Source organism: Glaciecola sp. 1036 (assembly GCF_050306235.1).
In the GTDB taxonomy this organism is placed as follows: Bacteria; Pseudomonadota; Gammaproteobacteria; order Enterobacterales; family Alteromonadaceae; genus Glaciecola.
Genome location: NZ_JBLWFH010000003.1, coordinates 443,704 through 461,711 on the forward strand (window position 1 = coordinate 443,704; position 18,008 = coordinate 461,711).

15 protein-coding genes are annotated in these 18,008 nt (G+C 41.0%); 8 read left to right on the forward strand and 7 right to left on the reverse strand.

Translation table 11 applies throughout. From position 1 onward, the window contains the following. Positions 1-69 precede the first annotated feature (69 nt). The 7 genes from ACNKW3_RS06955 to ACNKW3_RS06985 all read left to right on the forward strand — a co-directional run bounded on the left by ACNKW3_RS06955 (position 70) and on the right by ACNKW3_RS06985 (position 11,570). Positions 70-1,797, forward strand: coding sequence for a DEAD/DEAH box helicase (locus tag ACNKW3_RS06955; RefSeq protein WP_427398559.1), 1,728 nt, complete (start codon positions 70-72; stop codon positions 1,795-1,797). A gap of 112 nt (positions 1,798-1,909) precedes the next feature. Then, positions 1,910-3,298 carry a siroheme synthase CysG gene (cysG, locus tag ACNKW3_RS06960; RefSeq protein WP_427398560.1) on the forward strand — a complete coding sequence of 463 codons (1,389 nt, stop codon included), beginning with the start codon at positions 1,910-1,912 and terminating at the stop codon, positions 3,296-3,298. Between the two features lie 34 nt (positions 3,299-3,332). After that, a complete protein-coding gene (locus tag ACNKW3_RS06965) occupies positions 3,333-4,286 on the forward strand; it encodes a hypothetical protein (RefSeq protein ID WP_427398561.1) in 954 nt (317 codons plus the stop codon). Between the two features lie 94 nt (positions 4,287-4,380). After that, positions 4,381-7,713, forward strand: coding sequence for an amidohydrolase family protein (locus ACNKW3_RS06970; RefSeq protein WP_427398562.1), 3,333 nt, complete (start codon positions 4,381-4,383; stop codon positions 7,711-7,713). A 200-nt stretch (positions 7,714-7,913) separates the two neighbouring features. Beyond that, a complete protein-coding gene (locus ACNKW3_RS06975) occupies positions 7,914-9,158 on the forward strand; it encodes an HlyD family secretion protein (RefSeq protein WP_427398563.1) in 1,245 nt (414 codons plus the stop codon). Then, the gene (locus ACNKW3_RS06980; RefSeq protein WP_427398564.1) at positions 9,155-11,320 is read left to right on the forward strand and encodes a peptidase domain-containing ABC transporter; all 2,166 of its coding nucleotides are present in this window, start codon (positions 9,155-9,157) and stop codon (positions 11,318-11,320) included. The genes ACNKW3_RS06975 and ACNKW3_RS06980 overlap by 4 nt, the downstream gene beginning before the upstream one ends. A 4-nt stretch (positions 11,321-11,324) precedes the next feature. After that, positions 11,325-11,570: a LuxR C-terminal-related transcriptional regulator gene (locus ACNKW3_RS06985; protein WP_427398565.1), complete on the forward strand. Its 246-nt coding sequence runs from the start codon at positions 11,325-11,327 to the stop codon at positions 11,568-11,570. A gap of 2 nt (positions 11,571-11,572) precedes the next feature. On the opposite strand, the gene ACNKW3_RS06990 is transcribed toward ACNKW3_RS06985, so the two are convergent. From ACNKW3_RS06990 to ACNKW3_RS07010, 5 genes are all read right to left on the reverse strand, one after another. Beyond that, positions 11,573-11,992: a VOC family protein gene (locus tag ACNKW3_RS06990; RefSeq protein ID WP_427398566.1), complete on the reverse strand. Its 420-nt coding sequence runs from the start codon at positions 11,990-11,992 to the stop codon at positions 11,573-11,575. Between the two features lies 1 nt (position 11,993). Continuing rightward, on the reverse strand, positions 11,994-13,364 hold the full coding sequence (locus ACNKW3_RS06995; protein ID WP_427398567.1) for an aldehyde dehydrogenase family protein: 1,371 nt from the start codon (positions 13,362-13,364) through the stop codon (positions 11,994-11,996). Between the two features lie 140 nt (positions 13,365-13,504). Continuing rightward, positions 13,505-14,803, reverse strand: a complete 1,299-nt coding sequence (locus ACNKW3_RS07000; RefSeq protein ID WP_427398568.1) for an adenylosuccinate synthase — start codon at positions 14,801-14,803, stop codon at positions 13,505-13,507. Positions 14,804-14,937: 134 nt separating this feature from the next. Then, positions 14,938-15,126, reverse strand: a complete 189-nt coding sequence (locus ACNKW3_RS07005) for a DUF2065 domain-containing protein (protein WP_427398569.1) — start codon at positions 15,124-15,126, stop codon at positions 14,938-14,940. An 11-nt stretch (positions 15,127-15,137) separates the two neighbouring features. Then, on the reverse strand, positions 15,138-15,986 hold the full coding sequence (locus ACNKW3_RS07010) for a tetratricopeptide repeat protein (RefSeq protein WP_427398570.1): 849 nt from the start codon (positions 15,984-15,986) through the stop codon (positions 15,138-15,140). Between the two features lie 41 nt (positions 15,987-16,027). On the opposite strand from ACNKW3_RS07010, the gene ACNKW3_RS07015 reads away from it, so the two are divergent. Then, complete coding sequence (locus tag ACNKW3_RS07015; protein WP_427398571.1) at positions 16,028-16,390, forward strand: Mpo1-like protein; 363 nt, start codon at positions 16,028-16,030, stop codon at positions 16,388-16,390. A gap of 33 nt (positions 16,391-16,423) precedes the next feature. Here the strand turns inward: ACNKW3_RS07015 and ACNKW3_RS07020 are convergent, their stop codons facing one another. Further along, on the reverse strand, positions 16,424-17,515 hold the full coding sequence (locus ACNKW3_RS07020) for a PQQ-dependent sugar dehydrogenase (protein WP_427398572.1): 1,092 nt from the start codon (positions 17,513-17,515) through the stop codon (positions 16,424-16,426). A gap of 8 nt (positions 17,516-17,523) precedes the next feature. Beyond that, positions 17,524-17,994 carry a Dps family protein gene (locus tag ACNKW3_RS07025; RefSeq protein ID WP_427398573.1) on the reverse strand — a complete coding sequence of 157 codons (471 nt, stop codon included), beginning with the start codon at positions 17,992-17,994 and terminating at the stop codon, positions 17,524-17,526. Between the last annotated feature and the right edge of the window lie 14 nt (positions 17,995-18,008).

An 18,008-nucleotide genomic window follows, 5' to 3' on the forward strand; every position in this document is an offset into this window, starting at 1 on the left:
AATATATCGAATATACGGCGTTCGCATCCTCTCTGCTTTGCCCCATTTCAATTGTTATCAGGAAAATTTATGAGCGACTCTGTCGATATGACTTTCGCAGACTTAGGGCTACCCCCTGAGATATTACAAGCATTAGAAAAAGTTGGCTATGAAAAGCCATCTCCAATTCAAGCACAAAGTATCCCACTATTGTTACAAGGTCATGACCTTCTGGGACAAGCCCAAACGGGCACCGGCAAAACTGCCGCCTTTGCTTTACCTATGCTTGCCAACATTAATCCAGACGATCAACATCCGCAATTGTTGGTGTTGGCTCCTACTCGCGAATTGGCTATCCAAGTCGCCGAGGCGTTTCAAGTTTACGCCAGTTTTTCAAAGAAGATTAAAGTATTGCCTATCTATGGCGGTCAGTCATACGATAATCAAATTCGTCAGTTGAAGCGTGGCGTTCAAGTTGTGGTTGGAACACCGGGGCGTGTTATTGACCATATTCAACGTAAAACACTTAAACTTGATAATCTAAAATTTTTAGTATTAGACGAAGCCGATGAAATGTTGCGAATGGGCTTTATCGACGACGTTGAGCTTATTTTATCCCATGCGCCGAAAGAACGTCAGACTGCATTGTTCTCAGCCACAATGCCTGCGCCAATTCAAAAGATTACCAATCGTTATTTAACCAATCCGCAAGAAGTGAAAATTGCCGCTAAAGCAACTACTGCAAGTACGGTTAGGCAACGCTATTGTTTGGTTGCGCCTCATCATAAGTTAGAAGCCTTGACTCGTATCATGGAAGTTGAGGACTTTGACGGTGTTATTATTTTTGTACGTACCAAAACCGCTACTCTTGAATTGGCAGATAAATTAAGTGCCCGTGGTTTTGATGTTGAAGCATTAAACGGGGATATTCCACAAAATGCCCGCGAACGTACTGTTGAGCGTTTAAAAAATGGTGCTATCGATATTTTGGTTGCTACCGATGTAGTCGCTAGAGGGCTAGACGTTGAACGTGTTAGTCACGTAATCAATTACGATATCCCTTACGATACTGAATCATATGTACACCGAATTGGGCGTACAGGTCGTGCTGGACGTTCTGGAGATGCAATCTTATTTATCTCTAATCGTGAAAAACGTTTGTTGTTCTCTATTGAAAAGACCACCAAACAAAGCATCGAAAAGATGCAGATTCCATCTGTTTCACAGTTGAATGAAACTCGGTTGGATAAGTTTAAACGCAACGTATTAAATGTACTGAATGAAGGTGATTTGAGCGATTATGTTCCAATGATTGAATCTATTGTAGAAGATGCATTGGCTGCAAATCCCGAAGTCACACCAGAGCGCGTCATGGCCGCATTAGCCAAGGTTGCACAAGGTGACGAGCCATTATTATTGGACGAAGAAAAAAGCGAAGACCTAAATGCGCCAATGAAAAATGATCGTCCAGAAAGACGACCTAGAGAGCGTGACCGCGGCGGTAAGAACCCTCGCAATGGCGATCGTAAGCCAAGTGTTCGCACAAGAGGCAAGCCAGAAAAAGGCATGCAAAGATTTAGACTTGATGTTGGCTATGTGCATAACGTAAAACCTGGCAATATCGTTGGTGCTATAGCGAACGAAGCCAATATTAGCAGTCAGTATATTGGTGCCATTGATATACATGAAAACTATACCTTGGTAGATTTGCCAGAAAGTATGCCTAAAGAAACCCAAGCTGTGCTATCAAAAGCACGTGTAGCTGGACAGAAATTGAATATTCGTCCGTGGAGCGATAAACCACCCAAAAAACGATAAAAACAAACTTTCAGTAAATTTAATTATATAAAAGTCGATTTTTATTGTTTATAACTTCTAAGGCCAAGGTCATAATATTACCCATGACACTTGGCCTTACTTCTTTTTAAGCATGAATTACTTCCCTATCTTCCTTGATGCTCAACATATAAACTGCCTAATTGTAGGGGCTGGAGAAGTTGCTGCGCGCAAGTGTGAACTGCTTTTAAAAACCCCAGCCAAGATTACTATAGTTGCGCCCTGGGTATGTGATACGGTAAAAAGACTATCAGCGTCAACTCAGGTTGAGTTGATTGAAAAAGAATTTAGTGAAGCGGATATCGAGGGTAAAAACCTGATATTTGTTGCCACCAGCGATGAACAGTTGAACAAAGATATTCATGATTTGGCGCATGAACAAAATATTCTGGTCAATGTGGTAGACAATACGCCTCTGTGTAAATTTATCACGCCTTCAATCGTCGACAGAGATCCCATCGTCATTGCGCTTTCTAGCGGCGGAGTGGCTCCCGTGCTATTGCGCTATATGCGTCAACGTCTTGAATCTTTAATCCCTAACAATCTAAGCCGTTTAGGAAAATTTTCAGAAAAATGGCGAATGCGAGTAAAACAGGCCCTTAGTTCAGTGACACAACGGCGTTATTTTTGGGAAGATATTCTCGATGGCGACGTTGGAGAAAACGTACTTAATGGGAATAATGCGCTGGCCGATCAACAGCTTGAGCAAAGACTCGTTGATTATCAACAAAATAAAAGAACCCAAGGTCAGGTGTACTTGGTCGGCGCAGGTCCCGGTGATCCTGATTTATTAACCTTTCGCGCGCTTAGGTTAATGCAAAAAGCCGATGTTGTTGTATATGACCGTTTAGTCTCTGACGAGATATTAGAATTAGTGCGCCGAGACGCTGAGAAAATTTATGTAGGTAAAGCGAAAAGCAACCACAGTATTCCACAAAAGGATATCAATGAACTACTGGCTAAATTAGCCAAAGATGGACAACGAGTGGTCCGATTAAAAGGGGGGGATCCCTTTATTTTTGGTAGAGGCGGAGAAGAAATTCAAACGCTGATCGCCCATGGCATTGATTTTCAAGTGGTCCCAGGCATTACCGCAGCCAGTGGAGCCTCTAGTTATGCCGGTATTCCTCTAACCCATAGAGACCACGCGCAATCCGTAGTCTTTACCACCGGCCATTTAAAAGACAACAGCATCAATTTAAATTGGCAAGCACTGGCTCAGCCGAATCAAACGATTGTATTTTATATGGGACTTACCGGACTACCGATTATTTGTAAATCCCTCATTGAGCATGGTCTAAGTGCTGCAACCCCGATTGCATTAGTACAAGATGCCACCAGAAATACTCAAAAAGTAGTTACCGCTACTTTGTCAACAATACTAGACGATCCTCGGCTAGATGAAATTGCGCCTCCAACCTTGATCATTGTCGGTGGTGTTGTTAGTTTGCACAAAAGCTTGGATTGGTTTAACCACCAATAAATCAAATATTAAGATGCAATAAGGAGCCTTGACTATGTTGAACCGAGTTATTGCTCTAATACTCATTTGTGCTTTTTCCTTTCTAGTGGCTAAAAATTCTCTGGCAAATCAAACTAGCTTTTCCCGCACCAATGAAGATGGCAATCTTCAATTTGCCTATGCTTGGAAAGCTAAGAATAACATTTATAACTTGTCCTTTGTGTTGTCGCGTGACACCTTAATGCAAGTACCGGAAACCCCCATTAGATTCAGCAATCGCATGATGCAGCAAGAAATCTATATGGCGTTAATGGCTGTCTCACGCGATGCTCAAGCACAGGGAATACAAGTCAATATTAGACGCTTAAACGAGGGATTTGATTTTAATGTACAAGGTCCAAGTGACGAACAAGTGAATCAAGTAATGCAAAACTTAAAAGCTGCCAGCCAAGGGGCGCAATCTGAGTTTTTAGAAAAAAATGGATTTACCTTGCACCAGAATGCAGTTGGGGAACAAGGCATTATTTACGACCATAGTCACTTCGCCCGTCAAAGCGCTCCTGCTCTAACCGCCGTGGTAGAGGCGATAAAAAGTATTCAAAAACAACCCAAAGACATACGAGAATTTATCAATATTGCATTAAGTTGGATTCAAAGTATTCCTTACGATGACTTGGAAAATAGAATCACCTCCAATGGAGCAGGATTTTTATCGCCTATTGAGTTACTTAAAATGAATCGTGGGGATTGTGATAGTAAGTCAACCTTATTAGCAGCGCTTTTAATGGGCTACAACGAAAATCTTGATATCACTATGGTGTTATTGCCGCAGCATGCCTTGATTGGGATTCCGTTACCTGCAACGCCAGATCAGATAACGATTCAGCAAAACCAAACCACCTATTTATTGTTGGAGCCTACAGGACCTGCTTATCATGAAATTGGCGAGGTAGCAGACTCTACCCTGATGGCGATTTTGAATAGGCAATATTCGTTAAATTCGATGTAACCAACTATCGTCTAAATCCTCTTTAACTAGCTTGCACCTATAGTAAATTACTTTTATTGTTAACTTGTTAGCATTCAATCAATAAGAACAATCTATGAAAATTCGACAGTTATTCCACAAACAACTTATTGTTTGTGCCTTAGTCAGTGCTCTAACGCCAATTAGCTTGCAAGCTCAAGAATCGACAAAAACAGACACTGAAAACAAATACGCCCAATGGGATGTGTTAAATCCGCCCTTTGAACTTAATAAAGTAACCATTAATACCGACCAGACCACCTGGTCCTCTCTTGATGTGACGCCTGACGGCAAACATTTTGTTTTCGACATGTTGGGTGATATTTTTATCGCCGATATTACAGGCGGAAGTGCCTCTGCAATTACTCAGGATTTCGCTTGGAATATCCAGCCTTCCGTTAGCCCTGATGGCAGCAAAATAGCCTTTATCTCAGACAGAGATGGTCTATCAAACGTTTGGGTTATGGATTTAGACGGCGGCAATCTTACCCAAATAACCAAAGAGAAAAAGCATCTTATACATGCGCCTAAATGGAGTCCAGATGGTGAATACATAATAGTAACCAAGGGCTTTATGTCGTCTCGCAGTATACCTGCAGGGGAGATCTGGATGTACCATAAATCTGGTGGCGATGGCATTGTGATAAAAGCCAGAGAGAATGGTAACGTTGAACAACAGAATATTGCCGACCCTGCATTTTCACCAGATGGCAATTACATCTACTTTACTCAAGATATTAGCCCAGGTTCCTATTTTGAGTACAATCGCGATCCCCTAAAAAGTATTTTTGCTATTAAACGTTACGACAGACGTTTAGGTGAAGAAGAAACCTTTATTTCAGGTACAGGTGGCGCCGTTGTGCCAACCCCTTCGCCTGATGGCAAGTACGTTGCTTTTATTCGGCGTGTGCAGGACAAGACAGGACTATTTTTAAAAGACCTTGAGACTGGACTAGAAAATCCACTGTATTTAGACCTTGAAAGGGACATGCAAGAAGGTTTTGGTACCGAGGGCTATTTTAGTTATTTTGATTGGACGCCTGATAGCAAACAAATAGTTTTTTGGACCGGTGGTAAATTCCATAAATTATCTGTTGCCAATAAATCACTTGAAACGCTAGATGTTAACGTCACCACAGAAGTAAAATATGCGAATAAATTACTCTTTGATGTAGATGTGTCTGGAAATGAATTTGATGTAAAAGCTATCCGTTGGGCGCAACGTTCACCAGACGGCAAATCAATACTCTTTCAAGCTTTAGGTAAGCTCTACATTAAAAATATAAAATCTGGCAAAGTATCCCGGTTGACCAAGCAAGATTCTCACGATGAGTTCTATCCCCGATATTCTCAAGATGGCAAACAAATCGTATATACCACATGGAACGATAAAGAATTGGGGAGCATTCGAGTAATATCATCTCGCGGCGGCAAAGGAAAGGTGGTGAGTACATCCCCTGGACATTATATAGAGCCAAGTTTCTCGTCGGATGCCAAACTGATCACTTATAAAAAAGTAAGTGGTGGTTACCTACTTGATCCAACCTATGGTACAGAACCAGGCATCTATGTTCTTGACCTTGATAAAGAAGTTGCAACTCGAGTTGCAAAATCTGGCGTTGAACCGCATTTTGGAAAGCAAAATGACCGTGTTTATTTTACCGAATCAATCTATGGTTCTTATCCGGAAAGCCAATTCTCAAGTGTCAATCTGCAAGGTAACGATAAAATTACTCACCTATATGGTGGTGACAAAGTTAGTGAGTACAGACTATCTCCAGATGGTAAATTCATTGGATTTGTGCATCAATATAACACCTATGTTATGCCATTCGTACAAACCGGAAAAAAACTCAATATAGGTCCTAATATAGGCAGTTTTCCTGTTACTCAATTATCCGCTCGTGCTGGAAACTATATGACTTGGCGCGATGATAACAATACATTAGGTTGGTCCTATGGACCCTTGTATTTTGAACGCTCATTAGATGAAGCGTTTGCGTACCGTGAAAATGCCCCTGAAACCCTGCCCGATCCATTGCAAGAAGGCATGGATCTAAGCTTTAAACATTCTTATGCAAAACCTGATGAGATTAAAGCCTTAGTAGGTGGAAAAATTGTCACCATGCGCGATGCTGACAATCAGCAAGAAGTGATTGAAGATGGCGTAGTCATCATCAAGAATGAAAAAATCCAAGCGGTTGGTACTCGAGATCAAATAGAAATCCCCAAAAACGCTGAGGTGTTGGATGTTAGCGGCAAAACTGTAATTCCGGGCTTAATTGATGCTCACGCTCATGGGTCACAAGCCAGCAACGGCATTATTCCCCAACAAAACTGGATTCAGTTTTCGAATTTATCTTTTGGTGTTACCACTATCCATGATCCTTCTAATGCAACCAGTGAAATATTGGCAGCGTCAGAGTTACAAAAAGCAGGGAAAATACTCGCACCGCGTATTTATTCAACCGGCACTATATTATATGGCGCTGAAGCCTTGGCTTATAAAGCCGTGATCAATAATTATGAGGATGCCTATTTCCATGTTCGCCGCTTAAAAGACATGGGCGGAATTTCAGTAAAATCCTACAATCAACCTAGAAGAGATCAAAGGCAACAAGTGTTACAAGCCGCCAGAGAGCTGGGGATGTTAGTCGTGCCTGAAGGTGGTGGTAAGTTCCAACAGAATATGTCAATGCTAGTGGATGGCCATACAACTTTGGAGCATTCTTTACCTATTGCTCGAGGTTACAATGACGTAACTCAATTATGGGCTGCCACCCAAAATGGGTACACTCCAACCTTTGTGGTGTCTTTTGGTGGATTGTCTGGGGAGTATTTCTGGTACGACAGAACAGAGGTGTGGAAAAACCAACGTTTGATGCGCTATGTTCCCAATTATGTAGTCGATGGTCGCGCTATTCGACGTCAAACAGCGCCTGATGATCAATACAATCATATTGAAGTGGCTAAATATGCTAAACAATTAAGAGATGCCGGTGTGCGAGTGCAAATTGGAGCACATGGGCAACGTGAAGGTTTGGGTGCCCATTGGGAGCTTTGGATCATGCATCAAGGCGGCTTCACTCCTTTTGAAGCGCTAAGAGGTGGCACTATTGATGGAGCTAAAACCTTGGGCATGGATAAATATATCGGCAGTATAGAAGTTGGTAAGCTAGCGGATTTAGCGATCATTGATGGAGATGTGTTAAATGACATCCGTTTGAGTGAATTTGTCACCCATACTGTTATCAATGGCAAAATACTGGATAATACCAGCATGAACGAAGTGGGCAGTGATGACAAACGACCTGCTTTCTATTTTGAAACCAACAATAAGTTATTCTTACCACAAGACACTAAACAAGAAATAGAAGCTAAAGCTGAACGTTATCATTGGCGTCACTAAATTCTATTGACCAATTAAGGGCTGCCATCGGATAGCCCTTTTTTATGCCCACAAATTAGCTTCACCTGAACTTGAATACACTATGAATTATCAGACAGCTTAACTTAGATGTCTGGTGAGTGTTACAAATTGTCCGTTAATTAACGGTATTTACACCACTGATTTTCTAATCTAGTTGCATCATCATTGAGGGATGCAATATGCAACAGAATCCGCTATTCAGACAACAAGCTTGGCAAGCGCAGTTTCAAAAAGACTATGGAAAGAGTTTGTTAATGCCAACTGCCGTTCATTGGTGGTCAATTAGTATATTGCTCGCAATTGTTGCAGGCATTTTGATTTTTATATCGACTGTGAAGTTCGCTAAAACTCAAAATGTACAAGGCTGGATTGTTAAAGACAATACATTTCGTGCGCTTGCCACAGAGAACAACAGTCAAATTGCCGAATATAATGTTGCTAGTGGCCAAGCTGTTGTGAAAGGCCAACCCTTAATGCGCCTCAATCGCAACAATGAATTTGTTGAATCCCAGCAATTGAAGCTAAAAAATTGGGAAATTTTAAATAACAAACTTCAAACCGACTACCACGAATCTGTTGAAGATATACAACGCCAGATTCAAGATGCCAAAGCACGCAATAAAAACTTAAAAACCCAACAACAATTACTTAAGTCCCAACAACAACTTGTTCAATCGAGTGCCGACAAATTACATGCTAGATTGCTCGCCAGTGAACTACTCGAAAGTAAAGGAAGCATTAGTCAAGATAGTGTAATAAGGCTAGAGATCGAACACTCGGATTTTCTCATCACAATCAACAGATTGCAGATTCAAATACAAGATGTTCAAAATAGAATTGAAACAACAGAAAATCTGTTGTTCGCCCTTGAAGAAGAATTACTTCACTTAGGCAAAGCCCATCAAATATCAATAGATGAACTATTGAATCAAAAAGCTACCATAACCACTCAAACCCATTATGTATTGCGAGCCCCTGTAGACGGAAAAATCGATAGCATTTTATATGAAGTAGGTGAAACCGTGCATTCAGGGCAAGCGCTGATACGTATTCAACAATCCACTGGCTTAGCAAAAGCTATTCTGACTATTCCATCGAACATTGGCGGCAAATCCTTTACCGCCAACCAGGTCACTATGCGAATAGACGCCTTCCCTTACCAAGAGTTTGGATTAGTGCAAGGACAAATCAGTAAAATTGAAGGTACCCTTAGCAGTCACACAGATATTACTAATCCTCCTATTCAGCTAGCGCCGGCCTTCTATATTGCACATGTCGATTTAACGACGCAACAAACAGCTTCGGATACTAGTAATCTAAGTCTTAGAGATGGCATGACCTTACAAGCTGATTTGGTGATTCAACAACAAACGCTTTTAGAGTGGTTTTTGGGGCCTTTATTGAGCTTGAGTGATCGTCGATGAAATCTTCGTTTGCAGCCCTACAACAAGACCTGTTTATAAAACCAAGATTATCCGTGGTTTTACAGAACGAAAACACTGAGTGTGCATTAGCATGTTTGGTTATGCTCTCATCTTACCACGGTTATAAAACGACGATAGACGAGCTAAGACAAAAATTTGGTCCACAAGCCAATGGCACAAGCTTGGCACAATTAATTGAGTATGCCCAGCAGTTAGATTTAGCAGCAAGACCTTTACAACTATCCTTATCTGAGCTCAAAGAACTCAATACGCCATGTATTTTACATTGGGATTTAAATCATTTTGTAGTTCTCAAATCTGTCGCTAAACACTTTATTGTGATTCATGACCCAGCCCTTGGCCAAGTCAAAGTGAGCATGCAGGAAGTTGATAAGCGGTTTTCAGGCATAGCATTAGAACTTCTGCCAACCAAAACATTTAGCCACAAGAAACCGCCAAAAAAGTTATCTATTTGGCATTTTGTGGAAAAGACTTCAGGCTTTAAGCGTCAACTCATTGGAATTGGTTTGCTCTCCCTTTGTCTTCAACTTCTAGCCCTGTTGAGTCCCTTTTATATTCAAACTGTAGTAGATCAAGTGGTGGTGCAAAATGCCCAAGATTTACTTCTTAGCTTGGCTATTGGATTTACTTTATTACTTTTATTAGAAGTTGTTTTCAGTTGGTTTAGAGAGTTCCTCATTTTGCGCTCCACCACCTCCTTAAGCTTAATGTTGTCGATGACAGTGTTTCGCCATCTAATGCAACTCACTACAGAATTTTTTCAACGTCGTCATTTAGGCGATATTTCTACCCGATTTAACAGCTTAGTGCCAATACGTGAATTTTTAGTGTCCGGCGTTGTAAGCGGCATATTGGATGGCTTTATGGCCCTGGCTACTCTAGCTGTGCTATACGTGTATTCATCGCTTCTAGCAAATGTAGTGTTGATTGCTAGCTGCTTTTATCTGCTTATTCGCTGGATTTGCCTACGTCAAATCAAACAAATACAAACGGAAACCTTGGTCGCAGACGCCAAACAACAAAGCCATTTTTTACAAAGTTTGCGAGCTATAAAAACGTTAAAGCTATCCGGCAATATCCCCAGAGTTGAATCAGAATGGTTGAATAAGCTGTGCGACCTTACTCAGCACAATGTAAAGCTAAGTAAATGGCAAATTGCCTTTGCGTCAGTGAATAAATTGATTTTTGGTTTAGAAAACATCGTTATCGTTTTCCTCGCGGCGGGCTTAGTCATGAGTAACGCCTTTAGCTTGGGCATGTTATTCGCTTTTATCAGCTACAAAACGAGATTTACTGGCGCAGTTAACCAATTTATTCAACAATGGATAAATTACCTTATGCTGTCAGTGCATCTGGGCAGATTAGAAGATATTCTTTATTCCCCGAAAGAACAGCAAACTTCCCCATTCCAACTATCTCAAACTGCCTTGCCATCAGGCGTTAATACTCAAAATACATATCAGGTTAGCATTCAGAAATTAGCATTCCATTACCCACTACAACCCCCTGTATTCCAAAATCTCAACCTCAATATTTATGATGGCGAAATTGTCGCTGTTTTGGGAAAGAGTGGCAGTGGAAAAACGACCTTTCTTAATTGTTTATCCGGATTAACTCAGCCCAGCAGTGGACAAATCCATATTCAACAAAGGCTTTTAACTGCTGGGACGCGTTCGCATTTAAACATTGCTTGTGTAATGCAAGATGACAGTCTACTCAGTGGTAGCATCTTACAAAACATTACCGGCTTTAATGTCTCAACTGACATAAAACGCGTTGTAATGTCCTGTATTCATGCCTGTATCTATCAAGATATTATGAATCAGCCGATGCAGTTTCACAGTCTTATTGGCGACATGGGAAGTAGCCTTAGCGGCGGGCAAAAACAAAGGTTGATGATAGCTCGAGCACTCTATTCCCACCCCAAATTATTATTACTAGATGAAGCCACTAGCCACCTAGATATTCCAACCGAAAAACGCTTAATGAAGAATCTTCGTCAACTGGGCATCACAGTCATCATGATAGCCCATCGTCCTCACACTATTCAAAGCGCAGATCGCATAGTGCAACTCACCTCTAACGGATTTATCGAACGTCAACACCCCAAACTTTTAACATCAACCAAAGCAAAGGAATGAAAACATGGAAATTGCAAACAACATTGAGTTGCTGTCTCAACGGGAAAAACAAATAGCAGTCAAAATAATGGAAGGCAAACCAAACAAGTTAATTGCGTATGATTTATATATTAGCGAAAGAACAGTTAAGTTCCATTGCGCCAATATCTATCGAAAATTACAAATTAACAGTAGGCACGCCCTTATTGCACAGTATTATCGGGAAATCATACAACTTGAAAGCGAAATTGACCAAACAGGCTCGTCCTGAGATCAAGAAGCGAACAATTGCGACATATCGTCAAAGTATTTGAATTCAAGCGCGTTGCCACTAGGATCGTAAATAAAAAACGTTCCTTGCTCCCCCACTTGTCCCTTGAACCGGATATAGGGTGCAATGACAAATTCATAGTTTACTGAAGTAAATTTATCCGCTAATGCATGCCATTGTTGTTTTGGTAATACCAAGCCAAAATGTGGTACAGGCACAGCTTTACTATCCACTTCATTTGGCTTTAACGAGGTTGGCATCGCCTCGACTAAATGCGTGACTAGCTGATGACCGTAAAAATTCCAATCTATCCAATGATGACTTTCGCGTCCTTGTTCGCAGCCGATTAATTCTCCATAAAATTCTCTTGCTTGAGCCAAATTGGTTACCGGAATTGCTAAATGAAATGGAGCTAAACTCATACTAAATAAACCTTTTTAACAGCCAAAACTTAATTTTTGAAAAGGGCGCATAACGTAAGGTGTTTTCCATGGAAAAGCTACGGTGCATAACAGCTTTATGATGGCTAAAGGTATCAAAACCAAACTTTCCGTGATAACGCCCCATGCCGCTAGTCCCAACACCGCCAAAAGGCAATTCGTGATTGAGTGCGAACATGCTAATATCATTGATACACATATTACCAGCACTCACCTCGTCTACAAACCTATATTCAAATTCATCATCCTGTGTAAATAAATAGGCCGCGAGAGGCTGTGGCCGCTGCTGAATAAAGGACAGCATTGCGTTTCGCGAATTCATTTCGACAATGGGCAATATAGGCCCAAATATTTCTTCTTGCATCAGTGGATCTGACAGCTCAGGATCAACCACTAAAGTAGGTGCCATATACTTCTGTTGTATATCTACATCTCCTCCATACACCACTTTTTGATTACTTAAATAATCTGACAATCGCTGGCAATGCCTTTCATTGACGATGCGTCCATAATCTTTTGATGTTTTAGGTGTGGCTGTGTACTGAGTTTCAATCGCTTTTATCAGTTCGTCTATCAACTGTTGCTTAATTGAAGGTTCAACCAATATGTAATCTGGGGCAATACAGGTTTGTCCTGCATTCATGAACTTCCCCCATACGATGCGGTTAGCAGTAACCGCTAAGTCTGCAGTGGTATCCACTACACAAGGACTTTTCCCGCCGAGTTCTAAGGTCACTGGTGTTAAATGCTTTGCCGCCGCCGTCATTACAATTTTGCCGACTACCTCACCGCCAGTATAAAAAATCTTGTTAAACGATAGTTCTAGTAATCCGCTAGTTTCGTCTTTCCCCCCTTGCACCACTGAAAACGCTTTTTCATCTAGGTATTTAGGCACTAAATCTGCAATTAATTGGCTGACGTTGGGGGCCAATTCACTTGGCTTTAGAATTGCGCAGTTGCCTGCACTTATGGCAGCAACAAAGGGCGCAAGTAATAGTTGAAACGGATAATTCCATGCCCCAATAATAAGCACAGTACCCAAAGGTTGAGGCTGGATAAAAGAATGTGCAGGCATAGCCGCAAGGGGAGTCTTTACTTTTTTAGCCCTACTCCATTTTTTAATCCTTTTTAGCTTGTGTTTTATATCAGATAACACATAGCCGACTTCCGTAATATAGGCTTCCTGTTTTGACTTGCCCAAGTCTTTTTGCAAAGCCGAGAATACTGCATTTTTATTTTCTTTTATTAAATCAGCTAACCTTGACAGTTGTTGTTTACGCCATTCCACATCCCGAGTAACACCTGTATCAAAATAAGTTTTATGTTTTTCAAAGGTGTCTAAATAGGCTTGCATAAATATTGTTTCCGTTGAAGTTTGAGTTATTCTCAAAGGTTAGAATTTTGAATCAACTCATTCACTAGTAAAAATGCATGGTATAAAAAAAGCGGCTTCTTCAAAAGATAGCCGCTTTTATATACCAACATTTTTTGAAGTTATACTGAATACGGATGACGCAACACTATAGTTTCATTACGATCTGGGCCAGTAGAAATAATATCTACAGGTACACCCGTTAGTTCTTCTAATCGTTTAATATAATCTTTTGCCGCTTGTGGTAATCCATCATACTCTTTCACACCAAAGGTATTGCTAGACCAACCAGGCATTTCTTCGTACACAGGTGTAATAGCTTCATAACCTTCTGCAGCTAGTGGAGGAATATCGCTGATATTGCCATTTCCATCACGATAACCAACGCAAATATTTAAGCTTTCTAAGCCATCTAATACATCTAATTTAGTCAAACAAAAGCCAGTAATTGAATTTAGTTGAACTGCACGGCGCATTGCTACGGCATCAAACCAACCTGTGCGACGTTTTCTACCAGTAGTAGCACCAAATTCATGACCTTTAACACCCAAATGTTGTCCAACTTCGCAATCCAATTCTGTAGGGAAAGGACCTGAACCAACACGAGTGGTGTAGGCTTTTACGATACCTAGGACGTAATCAATACTTAAAGGGCCAAAACCAGCGCCAGTAGCTACACCACCAACAGTGGTATTAGACGAGGTTACATAAGGGTAAGTCCCATGGTCTATGTCTAACAAAGTACCTTGGGCACCTTCAAACATAATAGGATCACCATTTTGTTTGGCGACTTCTAATAAATGCGTAACATCAGTAACCATAGATCTAAATAGATCTGCTACAGCCAATGCGTCTTTCAATACTGCATCATAGTCAACCGCAGGGGCTTTATAGTATTCGGTTAACATAAAGTTATGATAAGCCATGACTTCTTTTAGCTTAATAGCGAAATCTTCCGCATTAAACAAGTCACCTACACGCAAGCCTCTACGTGATACTTTATCTTCATAGGCAGGACCAATACCACGGCCAGTAGTACCAATGGCTTTAGCCCCTCGCGCTTGTTCACGTGCGACATCCAATGCCACATGAAAGGGCAGAATGAGAGGACAAGCTTCGCTCACTTTTAAACGTTCGCGCACTGGAATACCTTTGTCTTCCAGCATTTTCATTTCAGTCAACAATGCTTCTGGACTTAGCACCACGCCGTTACCAATAACACAAGTAACGTTGTCACGTAAAATACCAGAGGGAATCAAATGAAGAACGGTTTTCTCACCGTCAATAACCAGTGTGTGACCTGCATTGTGACCGCCTTGATAACGCACAACATAACGCGCCTGATCAGTTAAAAGGTCAACAACTTTTCCTTTGCCTTCGTCACCCCATTGAGTGCCAAGTACAACTACATTTTTTGCCATGAAACTATTCGATAAATAAATTAGGCGGCGATTCTATCAAAATTATACAGAATTGTTGAGAGGCTTTAGTTCTGAAATATGATTTTTTCGTTATAAAACGTCTAGGATTGGGCTTATTTGCGTTTTTTTATTGCTTAGATAAGAATTAAAAATAAGCTTATTGTACCAATGAGAACCAAAGCACCACCAAGTCGTTGGATTTGTTCACTTGGCAATTGGCTAAGTTGTAGCATGTAAGCCCGCCATTTATTCGGTATTAACAAAGGCCCAAGGCCTTCAATTATTATTACCAGACTAAACGCTATCAGCAGGCTTACGAGCATGATGTTAATCGCTAATATAATAAACTGTAGAACTTACGACGATATTTAGACTTTAAAGGGTCGCCGTCAGGTAAAGCATTGATAGTATCTAAGGTTGTTTTTTTTGCGTCGGCAAAATTCATGTCTTTGGTGATGATGCTAAATAGCAATTCTAAAGCTTCTTCCACCTTATGCACATGTTGTAATTGCACAGCCAGTTGTAACTTAATTTCCATATTATCTGGCTCTGCCGCTAGTTTATTTTGCAACTCTATAATTTCTGGTGATTCAGAGGCTTTCTCTGCAAGCTCAATCTTACCCATTAAACTCGTATATCGTGCATCTTGATCGACTAAGGTAACCTCAGAAAGTAAGGCTTTCGCCGCATCTACTTTCCCAAGTTCAACACTACAGTCTGCAAGTAAAAATCTGGCATCAATATTTGAGTTATTGATATCAAATGCTTGTTTAGCAAAGGTATAGGCATCTTGATATTGTCCTTGGTTTACCAACTCAGCAGCTTGCAACAACAAGTCATCTTCAGGATTTGGTAAGTGTTTTTCAAACAACTCTCTTAATTGCTGAGCATCCATAGGACCCGCTGCGCCGTCCAAGGGTTGCCCTTCTTTTACCAACATAATGGTAGGCAAGCCTCGTACCCCAAACTGTTGGGTGATTTGAGGTTCTTGCTCAACATTCACTTTAGCCAGTACAAGGTGATTGGCGTGCTCAGTTGCTAGGGTTTCAACACTCGGTAACATCTGGGCTGACGTTGGATCTTGGGGCGCCCAAAAATAAACAGCGACCAATTTTGTTTGGCTACCGTCAATAATCACATCTTTAAAGTTTTCGACATTAAGATCTAGAATATTTTCTGACATAACTACATTTTTTGCTTTTTTTGATAACAAGAATTATGGTGATGATTAGAGATTTTACAACCTTCTATGTACGAAATATGGCAAAACAATTTTCTTCATTCCGTGAGTTCTATCCTTTTTATTTAGAGGAACATAGCCATCCTAAGTGCAGATTGTTGCATTTTATTGGCTCTACCCTTGTGCTGGCGGTAATGGTCTTTACCATTATAACAGCTCAATGGGTTTATTTATGGCTTCTGCCATTGATTGGTTATGGCTTTGCTTGGATTGGACATTTTGTATTCGAAAAAAATCGACCTGCGACCTTTCAGTATCCTTTATATAGCTTGATCGGAGATTGGGTCATGTATAAGGATATTTGGCTCGGGAAAATCAGTCTGCGTGAGGTGCAAAAAAGCGAATAAGTGTAAACCTATTCGCTTTAAAAATAATAATTACTATTTGCTAATTTTAAGTACTTTCCCGTCGGAAGAATCTGTTAGTACGTAAATAGCGCCGTCAGGACCTTGCACAACGTCACGAAAACGAGCCTGTTGATCTTGAAGCAGATTTTCTTCACCAAGGATTTTACCGTTTTCGATTTTCAAGTGCTTTAAGTACATGAATTTCAGTGAACCGATAAAAAGGTCCCCTTGCCATTCTGGAAACATATCTCCGGTGTAAAATGTCATGCCAGAAGGTGCAAACGACGGATCCCAATACTGCAACGGCTGACGCATACCTTCCATTTCTTTTTTGTCAGTTATTATCGATCCATTGTAATTAATACCATAGGTAATTTCCGGCCAACCATAATTATCACCCTTGGATAAAATGTTGACTTCATCACCACCTCTAGGGCCATGTTCATGGGTCCAGATTTCACCTGTTTCGGGATGAACCGTCATGCCTTGCACATTCCTGTGACCATAAGTAAATACTTCAGGTGCCTGACCATCAACAAAAGGATTGTCCTCAGGAACACTGCCATCAGGATGAATTCTTACGACGGTACCTAGGTGATTGTCGGTGTTTTGGGCTTCCTCTTTAAAACTGCCTCTTTCGCCCAACGAAACAAACATCATTCCTTGTTTGTCGAATACTATGCGACAGCCAAAATGATAAGGGGTTTGCTTTTTAGGTAATGCTGTAAAGACCTTTTTTACATTAACTAACTCTTGGCCGGTAAATTCACCCACGTGCACTTCACTGCCGAATCCACCATCCCCAGCCATGCTGGAGCAAACATAAACCTTATTATTGGTAGCAAAGTCTGGATCAATGGCAATTCCTAAGTTACCGCCTTGTCCCATTTGCACAGATTCAGGCAATCCTGAGATTTTGCCACTGAGCTTACCCTCTTTGCTTAATAATCTTAATCCACCATTTCGTTCTGTAATAAGTAGATCTTGATTGGGAAGAAAAGCCATGCCCCATGGATGTTTTAATCCATCAGTGACTTCCGTTACAGTGAATTGGGCTTCAGCGGATGCTGTTGCACAAACCAACAAGGATGCACTGATAAAAGCACCCGTTAATGAATGACGCATGTGTACTCCTAATCCAAGGTCGCTCGTAACATCCAAGCCGTTTTCTCATGCACTCGCATGCGGTCACCTACTAGAGCCGAAGTAGATTCATCATCCGCATCTTGAGATAATTTGAGCACTTCTCGACATGTTTTAACTACGGTTTCATGCCCCTGAGTTAATAGCTTCACCATTTCTTTTGCTTCTGGTACGCCATCGACTTCTTTAATGCTACTTAATTCAGCAAACGCGCGATAGGTGCCAGGTGCAACCACGCCTAGAGTTCTTATACGCTCGGCAATATCATCAACTGCTACCGCTAATTCAGTGTAATGCTCTTCGAACATTAGGTGTAGCTCTCTAAATTGAGGACCAGTGACATTCCAATGAAAATTGTGAGTTTGCAGGTAAAGGGTGTATGAATCAGCAAGTAACTTTTTAAGGCCTTCTGCTATCGCTGTGCGATCAGATTCGTTTATACCAATATCGATCTTGGACATCTTATTCTCCTAAT